Source organism: Mesorhizobium tamadayense (assembly GCF_003863365.1).
GTDB lineage: Bacteria > Pseudomonadota > Alphaproteobacteria > Rhizobiales > Rhizobiaceae > Mesorhizobium > Mesorhizobium tamadayense.
Genome location: NZ_RQXT01000011.1, coordinates 40,551 through 56,341, shown reverse-complemented (window position 1 = coordinate 56,341; position 15,791 = coordinate 40,551). Strand labels below are relative to the sequence as shown.

16 protein-coding genes are annotated in these 15,791 nt (G+C 64.4%); all 16 read right to left on the bottom strand.

All coding sequences use genetic code 11. The features are described 5' to 3' along the window. Positions 1-542 precede the first annotated feature (542 nt). Entirely contained in the window at positions 543-1,949 is a 1,407-nt protein-coding gene (lpdA, locus tag EH240_RS11625) for a dihydrolipoyl dehydrogenase (RefSeq protein ID WP_124998288.1), read from the bottom strand. Between the two features lie 23 nt (positions 1,950-1,972). Then, a complete protein-coding gene (locus EH240_RS11620) occupies positions 1,973-2,728 on the bottom strand; it encodes an SDR family oxidoreductase (protein ID WP_124998286.1) in 756 nt (251 codons plus the stop codon). Then, positions 2,725-3,237, bottom strand: coding sequence for a hypothetical protein (locus EH240_RS11615; RefSeq protein ID WP_124998284.1), 513 nt, complete (start codon positions 3,235-3,237; stop codon positions 2,725-2,727). The genes EH240_RS11620 and EH240_RS11615 overlap by 4 nt, the downstream gene beginning before the upstream one ends. After that, the gene (locus EH240_RS11610) at positions 3,237-3,845 is read right to left on the bottom strand and encodes a DUF4241 domain-containing protein (RefSeq protein ID WP_245435949.1); all 609 of its coding nucleotides are present in this window, start codon (positions 3,843-3,845) and stop codon (positions 3,237-3,239) included. Before EH240_RS11610 ends, EH240_RS11615 begins: the two co-directional genes overlap by 1 nt. A gap of 142 nt (positions 3,846-3,987) precedes the next feature. Next, on the bottom strand, positions 3,988-5,277 hold the full coding sequence (odhB, locus tag EH240_RS11605; protein ID WP_124998280.1) for a 2-oxoglutarate dehydrogenase complex dihydrolipoyllysine-residue succinyltransferase: 1,290 nt from the start codon (positions 5,275-5,277) through the stop codon (positions 3,988-3,990). Between the two features lie 49 nt (positions 5,278-5,326). Beyond that, positions 5,327-8,314, bottom strand: a complete 2,988-nt coding sequence (locus EH240_RS11600) for a 2-oxoglutarate dehydrogenase E1 component (RefSeq protein ID WP_124998278.1) — start codon at positions 8,312-8,314, stop codon at positions 5,327-5,329. Positions 8,315-8,440: 126 nt separating this feature from the next. Then, positions 8,441-9,343: a succinate--CoA ligase subunit alpha gene (gene sucD / locus EH240_RS11595; protein ID WP_124998276.1), complete on the bottom strand. Its 903-nt coding sequence runs from the start codon at positions 9,341-9,343 to the stop codon at positions 8,441-8,443. Positions 9,344-9,356: 13 nt separating this feature from the next. Continuing rightward, a complete protein-coding gene (locus EH240_RS11590) occupies positions 9,357-9,515 on the bottom strand; it encodes a PIN domain-containing protein (protein WP_245435947.1) in 159 nt (52 codons plus the stop codon). A gap of 7 nt (positions 9,516-9,522) precedes the next feature. Further along, complete coding sequence (locus EH240_RS11585) at positions 9,523-9,753, bottom strand: hypothetical protein (protein ID WP_124998274.1); 231 nt, start codon at positions 9,751-9,753, stop codon at positions 9,523-9,525. A 19-nt stretch (positions 9,754-9,772) separates the two neighbouring features. Then, positions 9,773-10,270, bottom strand: a complete 498-nt coding sequence (locus tag EH240_RS11580; RefSeq protein WP_124998272.1) for a DUF1579 family protein — start codon at positions 10,268-10,270, stop codon at positions 9,773-9,775. A gap of 2 nt (positions 10,271-10,272) precedes the next feature. Further along, positions 10,273-10,644 carry a cupin domain-containing protein gene (locus EH240_RS11575; RefSeq protein ID WP_124998270.1) on the bottom strand — a complete coding sequence of 124 codons (372 nt, stop codon included), beginning with the start codon at positions 10,642-10,644 and terminating at the stop codon, positions 10,273-10,275. 5 nt (positions 10,645-10,649) lie between these two features. Next, a complete protein-coding gene (sucC, locus tag EH240_RS11570; RefSeq protein ID WP_124998268.1) occupies positions 10,650-11,843 on the bottom strand; it encodes an ADP-forming succinate--CoA ligase subunit beta in 1,194 nt (397 codons plus the stop codon). Positions 11,844-11,868: 25 nt separating this feature from the next. Next, the gene (mdh, locus tag EH240_RS11565) at positions 11,869-12,837 is read right to left on the bottom strand and encodes a malate dehydrogenase (RefSeq protein ID WP_124998266.1); all 969 of its coding nucleotides are present in this window, start codon (positions 12,835-12,837) and stop codon (positions 11,869-11,871) included. A gap of 476 nt (positions 12,838-13,313) precedes the next feature. Beyond that, on the bottom strand, positions 13,314-14,516 hold the full coding sequence (gene zapE, locus EH240_RS11555) for a cell division protein ZapE (RefSeq protein WP_124998264.1): 1,203 nt from the start codon (positions 14,514-14,516) through the stop codon (positions 13,314-13,316). A gap of 59 nt (positions 14,517-14,575) precedes the next feature. Beyond that, positions 14,576-15,115 (bottom strand): protease inhibitor Inh/omp19 family protein, encoded by a 540-nt coding sequence (locus EH240_RS11550; RefSeq protein ID WP_124998262.1) that lies wholly within the window; start codon positions 15,113-15,115, stop codon positions 14,576-14,578. Between the two features lie 188 nt (positions 15,116-15,303). After that, positions 15,304-15,771, bottom strand: a complete 468-nt coding sequence (locus tag EH240_RS11545; RefSeq protein WP_245435945.1) for a hypothetical protein — start codon at positions 15,769-15,771, stop codon at positions 15,304-15,306. Positions 15,772-15,791 lie beyond the last annotated feature (20 nt).

The following is a 15,791-nucleotide window of genomic DNA, read 5'->3' as shown; positions in this document are numbered from 1 at the left end:
GCACGCCTCCCTCGTCGGGCGGTGGCGGCAGCGGGTGGCTGATCGCCCTTGTTGTCGTTATCCTGGCCATTGTTGCGTATTATGTTTTTGGTAGAACAGGCGGCGAAAAGGCTCCGGCGCCCGCCGAGCCGCCGGCCGCCACCACGCCGGCCCCGGCACCTGCTCCGGCTGAACCAGCGCCTGCAACGCCCGCTCCGGCTCCGGCTCCTGCGCCCGCGCCTGCACCAGCTCCCGAACCGGCACCCGCGCCGGCGCCCGCGCCTGCTCCGGCACCAGCGCCGGCTCAGTAATCAGGCTATCAACGACGAATGGCCCGCCAAGAGGCGGGCCGTTTTGTTTGGGGCAACCACGCCTTCGTCATCCTCGGGCTTGACCCGAGGATCCATGCCGTGACCGCGGCCACGGGGTGCAAACGGAGCAGAATTCTGAACCGCCGCAACGCCTTAGCGTCACGGCATGGATCCTAGGGTATGCGCGCGTCGCTTCGCTCCTTGCTTCGCCCTAGGATGACGAAGCGATGGCTTTAGGCGCCTAACCCGCGGTCAAATATGAATAGGCTTGAAGAACGTCGCCAGCGCCGCTTCCTTCACCGCTTCCGACATGGTCGGGTGCGCGTGGCATGTGCGGGCGAGGTCTTCCGAGGAACCGCCGAACTCCATCAGCACCGCCGCCTCGTGGATCATCTCGCCGGCGCCGAAGCCGACGATATGGACGCCGAGCACGCGGTCGCTTGCCTTGTCGGCCAGGATCTTCACGAAGCCGTCGGTGCGCAGCATGGCGCGCGCGCGGCCATTGGCGCTGAACGGGAACTTGCCGGCCTTGTAGTCGATGCCGGCCGTTTTCAATTCCTCTTCGGTCTTGCCGACGGAGGCTATCTCCGGGCTGGTATAGACGACGCTGGGGATCACATCATAGTTCACATGGCCGGCCTGGCCGGCGATCGTCTCGGCCACCGCCACGCCCTCGTCCTCGGCCTTGTGCGCCAGCATCGGCCCGGCAATGACGTCGCCGATCGCATAGATGCCGGGCACGTTGGTCCTGAGATGTCCGTCGGTCTTGACCCGGCCGCGCTCATCGACCTCGACGCCCGCCTCTTTCAAACCAAGACTGTCGGCATAGGGGCGGCGGCCGGTGGCGACAAGCACGACATCGGCCTCGATCGTTTCCGCCGCGCCGCCCTTCACCGGCTCGAAGGTCACGCTCGCGCCCTTCCTGGCCTTGGCGACGCCGGTGACCTTGGCGCCCAGCTTGAACTCGAAACTCTGCTTGGACAGCAGTCGCTGGAATTGCTTCGACACCTCGCCGTCCATGCCGCCGAGGATGGTGTCGAGGAACTCGACGACCGTGACCTTGGCGCCGAGCCTGGCCCAGACCGAGCCGAGCTCCAGCCCGATCACGCCGCCGCCGACCACCACAAGGCTGCCGGGCACCTTGGCCAGCGACAGCGCGCCGGTCGAGGACACGATCACCTTCTCGTCGAAGTCGACCTTGACACCCGGAATGCCGGCGACGTCGGAGCCGGTTGCGATCACTATGTTCTTCGTCTCGATCTCCTCGACCTTGCCGTCCTCGCCGGTCACCGACACCTTGCCGGCACCGATCACCTTGCCGGTGCCGCGGAAGCTATCGATCTTGTTCTTCTTGAACAGGAAGGCGACGCCGTTGACGTTCGAGGTCACGGTCGCATCCTTGTGTGCCAGCATCTTCTTCAGATTGAGCTTCGGCGCGCCGACCTCGACGCCGAGCGTATCGAAGGCATGGCCGGCTTCCGCGAACATCTCGGAGGCGTGAAGCAGCGCCTTCGACGGGATGCAGCCGATATTGAGGCAGGTGCCGCCGAAGGTGGCGTTCTTCTCGATCACCGCCGTCTTCAGCCCGAGCTGTGCCGCCTTGATGGCGCAGACATAGCCGCCCGGTCCCGATCCGATGATTACGACGTCATAAGCCATGGTCTTGTCCTTTGCTTTGGCGCCTACCGGCCGCCGCTCACATTCAGGATCGCGCCCGTTATATAGGAGGCCGCGTCCGACAAAAGATAAAGAACCGCGCTTGCGACCTCATCGGCCGTGCCCGCCCGTTTCATCGGCAGCATAGCCTGCATGCGCGCCACGCGATCGGGCTGGCCGCCGGAGGCATGGATCTCGGTTTCGGTGATGCCGGGGCTGACCGCATTGACGCGAATGCCTTCCAGCACCACCTCGCGTGCCAGGCCGATCGTCAGCGTGTCGATCGCGCCCTTGGAGGCGGCATAGTCGACATACTCGCCGGGCGAGCCCAGCCTGGCAGCCGCCGAGGACAGGCTGACGATGGCGCCGCCCTTGCCGCCGTGCCGGGTCGACATGCGCTTCACCGCCTCGCGCGCGCAGAGGAAGGAGCCGACGACGTTGATGCTCATCATGCGCTCGACCCGCTCGGCGCTCATCTCGTCGACTCGCGCCTTGACGTCGACGATGCCGGCATTGTTGACGAAGGCGTCCAGCCGCCCGAGGCCCTTGTCCACCGCCTCGAACATCGCCACCACATCGGCCTCGCTGCCGACATCACCCTTGACCGCGAAGGCCTCGCCGCCCGCGGCTTCGAGCTCGGAGACAAGGGCCTCGGCTGCGGTCCGGTTAGTGACGTAGTTGACAGCCACCCGATAGCCGGCCCGACTGGCCTGCCGGCAGATGGCGGCGCCGATGCCGCGGCTGCCGCCGGTGACCAGCAGCGTCTTTTTGTCTGCGCTCATTCCTGGCAGCCTTTCAACGCAAAGACGTCCCACGGCACTTTGGAGAAGCCGGCGGGACCGTAAGCGGCCGACATTTCAAGCGACGGCCCAAGATCCGGGAAGATCAGGCTCTTCGGCGCATCGGCGCCCTCAGCCGGCAGCAGTCCGACGCCGCCCTTGTCATCGGCGCTGTAGATGACGCCTTCCCAGACCGTGCAGGCGGCAAGCTCCTCGCCTGTGACGTCGCCGGTCGGGCACTTGTACATCAGCGAGCCGTGCGGCCGCCCAGCGGAGCCCTCGGTCCACATGGCGATGCCGTCGAGCACGGTATTGTTGTCTAGAATCATGCGGAACGTGTTGGTGATCGTCGCCGAGGTGCCGGTCGGGGTGAAGTCGATCTCGGCGCCGCTTTGCGTCTCGCCATAGACGGCGAGCTGGATAGGGCAGGCGGCTCTCGCCGCTGAACCCGCCGCGAGAAAGGCCAGCGACCCGGCCATAAATCCGATCATGGACGAGGCGACGTTTGTCATCAGTTGGCCTTGTCGCCCTCGCGGCCGTCGGCGTTTTCGAGCACTTCGAAGTCGGTCATCAAGACCAGCGGCTCGCCGGCCGCGTCCAATCCCCAGAAGGACCGATACCCACCGTCACCGAAGCCAGTGTCGAACATAGCGACATTGAGCGGGTTCCCATCAATCGGATTATCCATGCCAAATCTGTCAAGAGAACACGCAACGTCAGCAAGATAGTCATCGAGTTCTTCCGGGTCGGCCATTAGCGTCAGGACCGACTTGTCTATGAACGACGCAACCGCGTCATCGACGATAAATTCAAAAAATTCAGCCTCATAGGCCGGTGGGCGATCGCGGGCGAAGGTGGCCAATTCCCAGCGCACCGGCAAGCCGAGACTGAAGCGCAAGACTGCTGCGGCAATGCGGCCCTGCGCCTGAAGCAGCATGACCGGATAGCGCCCTGGCTTCACCTTGCGGCTAAACGCAGGCCGTCCTAGCCCGGTAATCAGCGGATCGCAGGCGATGATTTCGCCCGTCGGTAGCTCAAGCTCCCCGATCGTGGTGACGGTAGTCTTCCGTTCCGCCATCTCGGCATCGCTGAGAGCGAAGACGCCGAGATTGCTGCTCATCTTCGCCGCATCCCATTCAGGTGCCTTCGCTGGAGAACGGATAGCGATCGAGGCCGAGGGCCAAAATATCCGAAGCAAGCGAGCCGCGGCCCGACCAAGCCCGAACCGCTGCGGCCAGCCGCTCATTGCGGATCAGCCACGATCACAGATCGAGCACCAGCCGCTCGGGGTCCTCCAGGCTTTCCTTGACGCGCACCAGGAAGGTCACCGCTTCCTTGCCGTCGACGATGCGGTGGTCGTAGCTCAGCGCCAGGTACATCATCGGACGAATCACGACCTGGCCGCCGACCACCACCGGCCGCTCCTGGATCTTGTGCATGCCGAGGATGCCGGACTGCGGCGCATTGAGGATCGGCGTCGACATCAGCGACCCGTAGACGCCGCCGTTGGAAATCGTGAACGTGCCGCCTTGCATGTCGGCGACGGAGAGCTTGCCGTCGCGCGCGGCGAGTCCCAGGCGGCCGATTTCCTTCTCGATCTCGGCGATGGACATCTGGTCGGCATTGCGCACCACCGGCACCACCAGCCCCTTGTCCGTGCCGACGGCGACGCCGACATGGGCGAAATTCTTGTAGATGATGTCGGTGCCGTCGATCTCGGCGTTGACCGCCGGAATCTCCTTCAGCGCATGCGTCACGGCCTTGGTGAAGAAGCCCATGAAGCCGAGCTTCACGCCATGCTTCTTCTCGAATACGTCCTTGTATTTGGACCTGAGCGCCATCACCGCGCTCATGTCCACCTCGTTGAAGGTGGTGAGCATGGCGGCGGTCAACTGCGCCTCCTTGAGGCGGCGCGCGATGGTCTGGCGCAGCTTGGTCATGCGCACGCGCTCCTCGCGCGAAGCGTCGTCGGCCGACGACGGCGCGCGGGCCGCCACGGGCGCAGGTGCGGGGGCCGCCCTAGGCGCCTCCGCCGGTTGCGAAGGCGCGCCCTTGGCGATCGCGTCGAGCACGTCGCCCTTCAGCACCTGGCCGCGTTTGCCGGAGCCTGACAACTGGTCGACCGAGAGATTGTGCTCCGCGATGAGCTTGGCCGCGGCCGGCGCCGGCGGCATGGTGCGCGGCTCGATCGACCCGCCGTCGCCGGCGACCTTGGCCGTCTCGGCCTGGGCCTGCTTGACCGTGGACGCGGCGTCCGGGCTCGAGGCCTGCGCCACCGCCTGCGGCTTGGTCGCCGGAGTGGCTGCTGCTTCACCACCGGCGGAGATTGAGCCGAGCAGCGCGCCGACATTGACCGTCTCACCTTCCTTGACGGCGATCTCGGCCAGCGTCCCGGCGCCTGCGGCAGGCACCTCCACCGTCACCTTGTCGGTTTCGAGCTCGACCAAGGGCTCGTCGGCGGCGATCGCTTCGCCGACCTTCTTGAACCACTTGCCGACGGTCGCCTCGGTGACGGATTCGCCCAGAGTGGGGACGCGGATTTCGGTAGCCATTGTGCCTGTCCGTTCTGTTCTCTTCTTGAGGTCTGTTTCGTCAGGTCTGTCATTCACCCAGCGCGTCGTCGAGCAGCGCGGCGAGCTGGCTGAGATGCTTCGACATCAATCCGGTCGCCGGCGAGGCCGAGGCAGGCCGGCCGGTGTAGCGCACCCGCTGGTGCTTGGCGTCGATATGCGCCAGCACCCATTCGAGATAGGGGTCGATGAACGACCAGGCGCCCATGTTCTTGGGCTCTTCCTGACACCACACCATCTCGGCGTTGCGGAAGCGAGACAGCTCGGTGATCAGCGCCTTGGCCGGGAACGGATAGAGCTGCTCGACACGCAGCAGGTAGATGTCGTTGATGCCGCGCTTCTCGCGCTCCTCGTAGAGGTCGTAATAGACCTTGCCCGAGCACAGCACGACGCGGCGGACCTTGGAATCCTTCACCAGCTTGATCGGCTGGTTGGACAACAGCTGCGCATCGTCCCACAGCAGACGGTGGAACGAGCTCTCGCCCGCCATTTCCGACAGCGTCGACACCGCCCGCTTGTGGCGCAGCAGCGACTTCGGCGTCATCAGGATCAGCGGCTTGCGGAAGTCGCGCTTCAACTGCCGGCGCAGGATGTGGAAATAGTTAGCCGGCGTGGTGACGTTGGCCACCTGCATGTTGTCCTCGGCGCAGAGCTGCAGGAAGCGCTCGAGGCGTGCCGAGGAATGCTCCGGCCCCTGGCCTTCGTAGCCGTGCGGCAGGAGGCAGACGAGACCCGACATTCTGAGCCACTTGCGCTCACCGGATGAGATGAACTGGTCGAACACCACCTGGGCACCGTTGGCGAAATCACCGAACTGCGCTTCCCAGAGCGTTAGCGCCTTGGGCTCGGCCAGGCTGTAGCCATATTCGAAGCCCAGCACCGCTTCTTCCGACAGCATCGAGTTGATGACTTCGAAGCCGGCTTGCGCCGCCGACAGATTGTTGAGCGGGATGTAGCGGGTCTCGTCGCGCTGGTCGTAGAGGACGGAATGGCGCTGCGAGAAGGTGCCGCGTTCGGAATCCTGGCCGGAGAGCCGGATCGGATTGCCGTCGAGCAGGATCGCGCCGAAGGCCAGCGCCTCGGCGGTCGACCAGTCGATGCCTTCGCCGGATTCGATCGCCTGGCGGCGGTTCTCGAGGAAGCGCAGGATCGTCTTGTGCGCCTCGAAATCCTTCGGCACCTCGGTCAACTTCTTGCCGACTTCCTTGAGCGTGCGGACCGGCACCGCGGTCTTGCCGCGGCGCTGTTCGTCCTGGTTGTCGGCCGTGCGCAGGCCGGACCAGGCGCCGTCCAGCCAGTCGGCCTTGTTCGGCTTGTAGGACTGACCGACTTCAAATTCGGCCTCGAGATGCGCGCGCCAGTCGGCCCGCATCTTGTCGACCTCGGCCTGGGTGACGTGGCCTTCGGCGATCAGCCGGTCGGCATAGATCTGCACCGTCGTCTTATGACTACGGATGTTGCGGTACATGATCGGCTGGGTGAAGGACGGCTCGTCGCCCTCATTGTGGCCGAAGCGGCGGTAGCAGAACATGTCCACCACCACCGGCTTGTGGAACTTCATGCGGAATTCGGTCGCCACCTTGGCGGCGTGCACCACCGCTTCCGGATCGTCGCCGTTGACGTGGAAGATCGGCGCCTCGATCATCTTGGCCACATCCGACGGATAGGGCGACGAGCGCGAGAAGCGCGGGTTGGTGGTGAAGCCGATCTGGTTGTTGATGATGAAATGCAGCGTGCCGGCGACGCGATGGCCGCGCAGGCCGGACAGGCCGAGGATCTCGGCGATCACGCCCTGGCCGGCAAAGGCGGCGTCGCCGTGCAGCAGCAGCGGCATCACCTTGGCGCGCTCGGACAGTGGCACGATCTCGCCGCGCTCGCGGCCGGCAAGCTGGTCCTGCTTGGCGCGCGCCTTGCCCATCACCACCGGGTCGACGATCTCCAGATGCGAGGGGTTGGCGGTCAGCGACAGATGCACCCTGTTGCCGTCGAACTCGCGGTCCGACGAGGCGCCGAGATGGTACTTGACGTCGCCGGAGCCTTCGACCTCGTCGGGCGCGGCCGAGCCGCCCTTGAATTCGTGGAAGATGGCGCGGTGCGGCTTGGCCATCACTTGGGAGAGCACGTTGAGCCGGCCGCGATGGGCCATGCCGAGCACGACCTCCTTCAGGCCGAGCTGGCCGCCGCGCTTGAGGATCTGCTCCAGCGCCGGGATCAGCGACTCGCTGCCGTCAAGCCCGAAGCGCTTGGTGCCCTTGTACTTGACGTCGATATACTGCTCGAAGCCCTCCGCCTCGATCAGCTTGGACAGGATCGCCTTCTTGCCGGTGGCGGTGAAGGTGATCTCCTTGTCGGCGCCTTCGATGCGCGCCTGGATCCAGGCCTTCTCTTCCGGATCGGAGATGTGCATGAACTCGACGCCCAGCGTCGAGCAATAGGTGCGGGTGAGGATATCCAGCATCTGCCGGATGGTGCCGAACTCGAGCCCCAGCACATTGTCGAGGAAGATCGGCCGGTCGTAATCGGCTTCGGTGAAGCCGTAATTCTCCGGCGACAGCTCGTTATAGTCCTCGAGCGGCTTGGCGATGCCGAGCGGATCGAGATTGGCATGCAGGTGGCCGCGCATGCGGTAGGCGCGGATCATCATGATGGCGCGCACGGAATCGCGCGTCGCCTGGTGCACGTCGGCATCCGAAAGTACGGCGCCGTTGACGACCGCCTTTTCCTTGACCTTCTTTTCGATCGCCTTTTCGACCAGGCCCCAATTGCCGTCGAGCGCCGAGACCAACTCGCCGTTGGTCTGCAGCGGCCAGGAGGGCTTCGCCCATGAGGCGCCGGAGGCGTTCTTGCGCACGTCCCCGGCATCGTCCTTCAGCGCCGCGAAGAAATCCTGCCACTGCGGATCGACGGCGGACGGATTGTCCTCATAGGCGGCATAGAGCGCGTCGATATAGTCGGCATTGCCGCCATAGAGGAACGAGGTGAGCGAGAATTGGTCGTTGGCCTGATCTTGCCTTGCCATTTTCGTTTGCGGAGCCTGGCTCCGTCTCCTTAGTTGGAGGGAGTAGGGGAGTAAGGCAGTATAGGAGTAGGGCATTTTTTGCCACTGATCTTCCCTACTGCCCTACTCCCTTACTCCCCTACTCCCTTAACCTTTGATCGCCTCGACCAGCGTCGTGCCGAGCCGCGCCGGCGAGGGCGAAACTTTTATGCCGGCCGATTCCATCGCCGCGATCTTGTCTTCCGCGCCGCCCTTGCCGCCCGAGATCACCGCGCCCGCATGGCCCATGGTGCGGCCCGCCGGCGCCGTGCGCCCGGCAATGAAACCCGCCATCGGCTTCTTGCGGCCGCGCTTGGCCTCGTCCTTCAGGAACTGCGCGGCATCTTCCTCAGCCGAGCCGCCGATCTCGCCGATCATGATGATCGACTTGGTCTCGTCGTCGGCGAGGAACATTTCGAGCATGTCGATGAATTCGGTGCCCTTGACCGGGTCGCCGCCGATGCCGACCGCGGTGGTCTGGCCGAGCCCGACATTGGTGGTCTGGAAGACTGCCTCATAGGTAAGCGTTCCCGAGCGGGAAACAACGCCGACCGAACCCTTGCGGAAGATGTTGCCGGGCATGATGCCGATCTTGCATTCGTCGGGGGTCAGCACGCCCGGGCAGTTGGGGCCGATCAGCCGCGACTTCGAGCGGTCGAGCCGCGCCTTGACCTTGATCATGTCCATCACCGGGATGCCCTCGGTGATGCAGACGATGAGCGGGATCTCGGCCTCGATCGCCTCGATGATGGCTTCGGCCGCGCCCGCTGGCGGCACGTAGACGACGGACGCGTTGGCGCCGGTCTTTTCCTTGCCCTCGGCTACACTGGCGAAGATCGGCAGGGTCTCGCCCTTGGCGCCGGTCCAGGTCTCGCCGCCTTTCTTCGGATGGATGCCGCCGATCATCTTGGTGCCGTGATAGGCCAGCGCCTGCTCGGTATGGAACGTGCCGGTCTTGCCGGTCAGGCCCTGCACCAGCACCTTGGTATTCTTGTCGACGAGAATGGACATTTTTGGGCCCTGATCAGTGAGAACGGAAGGGATTGATGGCCACCACGGAACCGTAAGCCTGCCCGTGGTTGAGATCTTCGGTGTATAGTGTCTTGACGCCAAGGCGCTCGGCTGCGGCGATGATCGCGCCATCCCAATAGGAAATCTCGTAGTGCTGTTTGGTCACGTTCACGAAGCACTCATCGGTCATGGAGTGATCCCCGGTTCCACTTCGTCTGGCCGATGTCTCCCGCAGTCTCGCGCGCAAGCTGCAGGAGCGCCTGCCGTGCCCCGTCCTTAGCACGCCGCTTCTCGGCCACTGTCGCCAAAAACCCTCGCACCATATCGTTGATGGTCGTCCGCTGTTCTGCGGCCGCTAGCTTGACCTGCTCAAGGAGCTCGTCCTCGACTGTTAGGGTGATACTTTTCATGTCTCTCTCCTCTCGGTTTCTAAAAACCGTTGATCGAGGAAGGCGAAACGCGCCGGTAGAGGCCGCTCACCATGTCTTGCCAGGCATCGCTGCCCGCGGGCTTGAATTGCAGCCGCATGCGGTAGCTGTCGTTGCTGTCGAAATCATAGGTCACCCGCGCCGCCCCACGCGGCGACGAGCGCAGCAGCGAGAGCGTGTTGCCGCTCCAGGTGCCGGTGGCGGGTGCCGCCGGGACGAATCCCATCGAGTCGAACTGGTGCATGGTGAAGACACCGCCCGGCTGGTCGAAGCCGAAGACATTGTGCGCGGCGAAGGACACGTTGCCGTCGCGGCTCTGCCGGTAACGCTGGACGACGAACAGGCCTCCGAATTCCGCCTCGGCCAGCACTTCGGCCGTAGCCGCGCCGGCGCCCGTCCATTGCGTGGCCGACACCGCTTCCTCGCCATGCCAGGCGCCGACCAGCGCCTGCAGGCGCCGGTGTTCGGCTGAAAGCGTGAAAGTGGGCGCCGCGTTCATGGTCAGAGCCGCTTCAAATCGGTGATGGTGAGGTCGCTCTTGGCGCTGCCGGTGTTGAGCGTCGTTGCCGGCTCGAACATCAGCACCACCGGCTCGGCAGTCAGCGAACGCGGCCGGTGCTCGACGCCGCGCGGCACGACGATGAAGTCGCCCTCGCCAAGCTCGACCGGCCCATCGCGGAAATCGATGGCGATCCTGCCACGCAGCACAAGGAAGGCTTCGTCCTCACTGTCATGCACGTGCCAGTCGAAGACCTCGCCGAACTTCGCGACCTTGGCCTGGCTGTCGTTGACGTCGCCGGCGATGTGCGGATCGAAGACCTTAGTGATCGCTCGATCCGCGGCCTCGACCAGATTTATCTTGCGCGGAGGCATCCGCTTTAGCCCCTCACCGCCTTGACGATCTTCTTGGCCGCGTCGTCGAGATCGTCGGCCGAGACGACGTTCAGGCCGCTGTCGTTGATGATCTTCTTGCCGAGCTCGGCATTGGTGCCTTCGAGCCGCACGACCAGCGGCACCTTCAGCCCGACTTCCTTGACCGCGGCGATCACGCCCTCGGCGATGACGTCGCATTTCATGATGCCGCCGAAGATGTTGATCAGGATGCCTTCGACCGCCGGATCCTTGGTGATGATCTTGAACGCCGCCGTCACCTTCTCCTTCGAAGCGCCGCCGCCGACGTCGAGGAAGTTGGCCGGCTCGGCGCCATAGAGCTTGATGATGTCCATCGTCGCCATGGCGAGGCCGGCGCCGTTGACCATGCAGCCGATATTGCCGTCGAGGGCGACATAGGCGAGGTCGTATTTCGACGCCTCGATCTCCTTCTCGTCTTCCTCGGTGGTGTCGCGCAGCTCCATCACGTCCGGGTGGCGGAACAGCGCGTTGTTGTCGAATGACACTTTTGCGTCGAGGACGCGCAGGCGGCCGTTCTTCATGACGATCAGCGGATTGACCTCGAGCAGGCTCATGTCCTTCTCCAGGAAGGCCTTGTAGAGGATTGGGAACAGCGTGCCGCCATCCTTAGCCGCGTCGCCGTCGAGCCTCAGCGCGGCATTCAGCTTCGTCACGTCATCCGCGGTCACGCCCTTTTCCGGATCGATGGCGACGGTGACTATCTTTTCCGGCGAGTCATGCGCGACCGCCTCGATGTCCATGCCGCCTTCGGTCGAGACGACGAAGGCGATGCGGCCGACGGAGCGGTCGACCAGGATCGACAGGTAGAGTTCGCGCTCGATGTCAGCGCCGTCCTCGATATAAAGCCGGTTGACCTGCTTGCCGGCCGGCCCGGTCTGCTTGGTGACCAGCGTGTGGCCGAGCATCTCGTTGGCATTGGCGACCACTTCGGCCGCCGACTTCGCCAGCCGCACGCCGCCCTTGGCGTCGGGGCCGAGTTCCTTGAACTTGCCCTTGCCGCGGCCGCCGGCATGGATCTGGCTCTTCACCACATAGAGCGGGCCGGGCAGCGCCTTGGCGGCGGCTTCCGCCTCGCCGGCGTTGAACACCGGCACGCCGTCCGCGACCGGCGCTCCGAACGACTTCAGCAGCGCCTTGGCCTGATATTCATGGATGTTCATGCGCTTGGTCTCCGGGGAGGGACGATTACTTGCCGGCGAGGTGCGGCGCGATCTTGGTGCAGGCTTCGGTGAGGCCCTGCACGGCCGCCACAGAATTGTCGAACATCTTCTGCTCGGCCTTGGAGAGATCGATCTCGATGACGCGCTCGACGCCGCCGGCGCCGATCACCACGGGAACGCCGACATAGGTGTTCTTCACGCCATACTGACCGGAGAGGTGCGCCGCGCAGGGCAGCACGCGCTTCTTGTCCTTGAGATAGGATTCGGCCATCGCGATGGCCGAAGCCGCCGGCGCGTAATAGGCCGAGCCGGTCTTGAGCAGGCCGACGATCTCGGCGCCGCCGTCGCGGGTGCGCTGCACGATCTGGTCGAGCTTCTCCTTCGAGGTCCAACCCATCTTGACGAGGTCGGGCAGCGGGATGCCGGCGACCGTCGAGTAGCGGATCATCGGCACCATGGAATCGCCATGGCCGCCGAGCACGAAGGCGGTGACGTCCTCGACCGAGACCTTGAACTCTTCGGCCAGGAAGTAGCGAAAACGTGAGCTGTCGAGGACACCTGCCATGCCGACGACATGGCTGCTCGGCAGGCCCGAGAACTTCTGAAGCGCCCAGACCATGGCGTCGAGCGGATTGGTGATGCAGATGACGAAGGCCTTCGGTGCGTATTTCTTGAGGCCGGCGCCGACCTGTTCCATGACCTTGAGGTTGATGCCGAGAAGGTCGTCGCGGCTCATGCCGGGCTTGCGCGGCACGCCGGCGGTCACGATGCACACATCCGCGCCCTCGATGCCGGCATAATCGTTGACGCCGGTCAGCCTGGCGTCGAACCCGTCGACCGGCGAGGACTGCGCGATGTCGAGACCCTTGCCCTGCGGGATGCCCTCGGCGATATCGAACAGCACCACGTCGCCGAGATCCTTGAGGCCGATCATATGGGCAAGCGTGCCGCCGATCATGCCCGAGCCGATGAGCGCTATCTTGTTGCGTGCCATGTCAGGATGTTTTCCCTTTGTCTGTGACGGTGCCGTGACGGGGCCGGGGAAGGCCGAAAGGATGCGAGAAAGCGGCGGGATTTCGCCGCACCCAATAGCTCCGGCGCGGGAAAAATTCAAACGATTATTTTGAGGCTAGCATTTTCAATCGGTTAGATGGTTTGGGAGTTACGTAAACGTCAAAATTCTTGAGCCGGCTGAGGAGAATTTACACAATGAAAGTCGAAATCAGAAGGCTTCATCCCGGCGATGACGCCCTTGTGATGCAAGCGCCAAATCTCCCTCCTTGAGGGGGAGATGTCGCCGAAGGCGACAGAGGGGTCGCCGCGCGTGGAGCGCTGGCGGCATTTGCGCCGAGCCCGGTCGAACCGACCCCTCTGGCCTGCCGGCCATCTCCGTCTCAAGGACGAAGATCGGCCGTCGCGCCGGCGTTCGCCAATCTCCAACGACGCAGGGCGAAACGATATCCCCCACGCCTACGCTTGCGCCTGCCGCGGCTCCACCGCCGGCGCCTCAACCTGCCGCCGTTCCGACCAGCCTTCCAGCCAGTCGCGGCCTTGCATCTCGACCAGCCGTGAGGCGGTGCGCTCGAATTCGAACACTTCCGTGCCGCGCTTGGCAGTGTAGAGCTCGGATGGCTGCGCCGCGGCGCTCATCACCAGCCGCATGCGATGATCGTAGAGCGTGTCGATCAGCAGGATGAAGCGCTTGGCCTCGTTGCGCTTGCCTTCGCCGAGCACCGGCACGTGGTCGATGAAGATGGTCGAGAAGCGGCCGGCGAGGGCCAAGTAGTCGCGCGCGCCGAGCGGCTTTTCGCAAAGCTCGGCAAAGGAAAAGCGCGCGGCGTCGCCGGCGGCGCGCGGCACCACGAACTGGCGCCCCTTCAGCGTCAGGGTCACTGCCTCGGTCGGCCTGCCATGCGTCATCGCCTTCCAGGCTTCGTCGAGCGCGCGATCGGCCGCCTCGTCTGCCGGCGTGACATAGACCGGTAGGCGGTTGAGCTTTTCCTGCCGATAGTCCTTTTCGGCATCGAGCGTCATCACCTCGGCATTGCGTTGGAGCAGACCGATGAACGGCAGGAAGAGCTGTCGGTTCAGCCCGTCGCGATAAAGGTCTTGCGGTGCGACATTGGAGGTGGCGACCAGCACGACACCGTTGGAAAACAGGGCCAAGAACAGGCGCGACAGGATCATCGCGTCGGCGATGTCGGTGACCGAGAACTCGTCGAAGCACAGCACCCAGGCTTCGTCGGCCAGCGCCCGCGCCACCGGCGGGATCGGATCGTCTTCCTTGACCTCGCCGTTCTTGCGCGCCGTCCGGTGCTTCTGGATGCGGTCCTGCACGTCGGCCATGAAGTCGTTGAAATGGACGCGGCGCTTGCGCCTGACAGGCAGGAGCTCGAAGAACATGTCCATCAGCATGGTCTTGCCGCGCCCTACGCCGCCATGGATGTAGAGACCCTTGACCGCCTCGCGCGGCTTTTTGCTGCGCGCGAACAGCCAGCCCAGCGCGCTGGATTTCTGCGCCAGCCTTTTTGCCGAGATATCGTCGATCAGCCGGTCGAGCGCTGCGACGATGCGCTCCTGCGCCGGATCGCGGCCGACCACGCCCGTCTCGACCAGATGGTCGTAGCGCTGCCTGACGGTCGCATGGGTCTGGAGGCCGTCACGCAGATGCATAGGTCACGTCGTTTGCCCTGAGCAGGATGCTCCAGGAAGAGTTAGGGTGTACCCTAGCCTTACCTTGTAAGCGAGATCGGCTGGCCATTGGAAGTCTGACCGTCGAACTTTTCGCCGCCGGACGAATAGAGCCTGGCCAGCGCGCCGCCGTTTTCGTCGTAGAGCGTCAGCTGCTTGCCGGCGACGTTCCACGACTTGATGCCGTCGATCGGGGTCGGGCAATGCAGCGGCCCGGCGCGGTAGCCGGCGCCGAACTTGGTCTGCGGCGTCGCCACCTTGCAGCTCTGGCCGGAGACGTTGACGTTCCAGACGCCGGCGACGCTGGCCGCAGTCAGGTCCGCGGCGCCGGCAGGCGCCGAGCCGTCCGGCGGCAGCGCGGCGACCTGGCTGTTCTGCGGCGCAGTCGGGAATTGCGACGGGTCGGTGGTGCCCGGAGCGGCCGGCGGCGGCAGCTGATTCTGCGTCACCGTGCCGGAGGGTGCCGGCGTGAGCGGCGCCGGCTGCTGGTCGTCCATCGACGAGAACCGCGAGGTCGAGCAGCCGCTCGCAACGAGCGCGGCCAGCGATATGGCCAAAAGGCCAGTCTTCGAAAAAGTCATTCCAACCTCCGTCGGATCCGGTGGGGGGCGCCGTCCGCGTAATACCTGCTTCACCAAGATGGCGAAGGTGGCAGAATTTCAACCCGATATGGTTAAAATAGGGTTTTCGGAGCTGGCGTTGCAAATTTATCGCGACGGCCTCGTGACCCATGCCGCACCGAGAACCTGGGCCGTAACATCTTGAAATTTCAGGCTTGCAGCCGCGCGCTTGGCACGAAAACATAACCGTCCGGACCGACGATGTAGTATTCCCGCAAGCCATGCGGCTTGTCGATCGAGCCCCCAGCACGATGTGGCCGAGTGCTCCCGCCCTTTTCTCCACCGCATCCGGATCGGCGCCATAAAGGCGCAGCTCGATGCCCGCGCCGCGCGCTTCGGCACCTGCGACGACGCCGGTCATCGGATTGTCGAGATAAGAGTGGTGGGCATGCAGCATGAAGACCGAGCCCAACAGTTCGATCGCCGCGAAATCCTCGTCGCCATAGATGATACGCGCCGAGCACGTCGCGGATGATACGCGCGCCGAGCACGTCGCGGCAGAACGCCTCCATCGCCGCCATGTCGGTGACCAAAAGGTTGACGCCCAGCCCATGCGCCAGCGAGCGGCCGAAATCCTCAGCCTTCATCCACGGTGTCTTGGTCCGCTTCATCGTCATGGTGATCGTCCTCCGCGCTA

Excerpts from the sequence above, each read along its gene's own strand:
- lpdA (WP_124998288.1), bottom strand. The coding sequence starts at position 1,949 with ATGGCTTATGACGTCGTAATCATCGGATCGGGACCGGGCGGCTATGTC.
- EH240_RS11620 (WP_124998286.1), bottom strand. The coding sequence starts at position 2,728 with ATGAGCGCAGACAAAAAGACGCTGCTGGTCACCGGCGGCAGCCGCGGC.
- EH240_RS11615 (WP_124998284.1), bottom strand. The coding sequence starts at position 3,237 with ATGACAAACGTCGCCTCGTCCATGATCGGATTTATGGCCGGGTCGCTG.
- EH240_RS11610 (WP_245435949.1), bottom strand. The coding sequence starts at position 3,845 with ATGAGCAGCAATCTCGGCGTCTTCGCTCTCAGCGATGCCGAGATGGCG.
- odhB (WP_124998280.1), bottom strand. The coding sequence starts at position 5,277 with ATGGCTACCGAAATCCGCGTCCCCACTCTGGGCGAATCCGTCACCGAG.
- EH240_RS11600 (WP_124998278.1), bottom strand. The coding sequence starts at position 8,314 with ATGGCAAGGCAAGATCAGGCCAACGACCAATTCTCGCTCACCTCGTTC.
- sucD (WP_124998276.1), bottom strand. The coding sequence starts at position 9,343 with ATGTCCATTCTCGTCGACAAGAATACCAAGGTGCTGGTGCAGGGCCTG.
- EH240_RS11585 (WP_124998274.1), bottom strand. The coding sequence starts at position 9,753 with ATGAAAAGTATCACCCTAACAGTCGAGGACGAGCTCCTTGAGCAGGTC.
- EH240_RS11580 (WP_124998272.1), bottom strand. The coding sequence starts at position 10,270 with ATGAACGCGGCGCCCACTTTCACGCTTTCAGCCGAACACCGGCGCCTG.
- EH240_RS11575 (WP_124998270.1), bottom strand. The coding sequence starts at position 10,644 with ATGCCTCCGCGCAAGATAAATCTGGTCGAGGCCGCGGATCGAGCGATC.
- sucC (WP_124998268.1), bottom strand. The coding sequence starts at position 11,843 with ATGAACATCCATGAATATCAGGCCAAGGCGCTGCTGAAGTCGTTCGGA.
- mdh (WP_124998266.1), bottom strand. The coding sequence starts at position 12,837 with ATGGCACGCAACAAGATAGCGCTCATCGGCTCGGGCATGATCGGCGGC.
- zapE (WP_124998264.1), bottom strand. The coding sequence starts at position 14,516 with ATGCATCTGCGTGACGGCCTCCAGACCCATGCGACCGTCAGGCAGCGC.
- EH240_RS11550 (WP_124998262.1), bottom strand. The coding sequence starts at position 15,115 with ATGACTTTTTCGAAGACTGGCCTTTTGGCCATATCGCTGGCCGCGCTC.
- EH240_RS11545 (WP_245435945.1), bottom strand. The coding sequence starts at position 15,771 with ATGACGATGAAGCGGACCAAGACACCGTGGATGAAGGCTGAGGATTTC.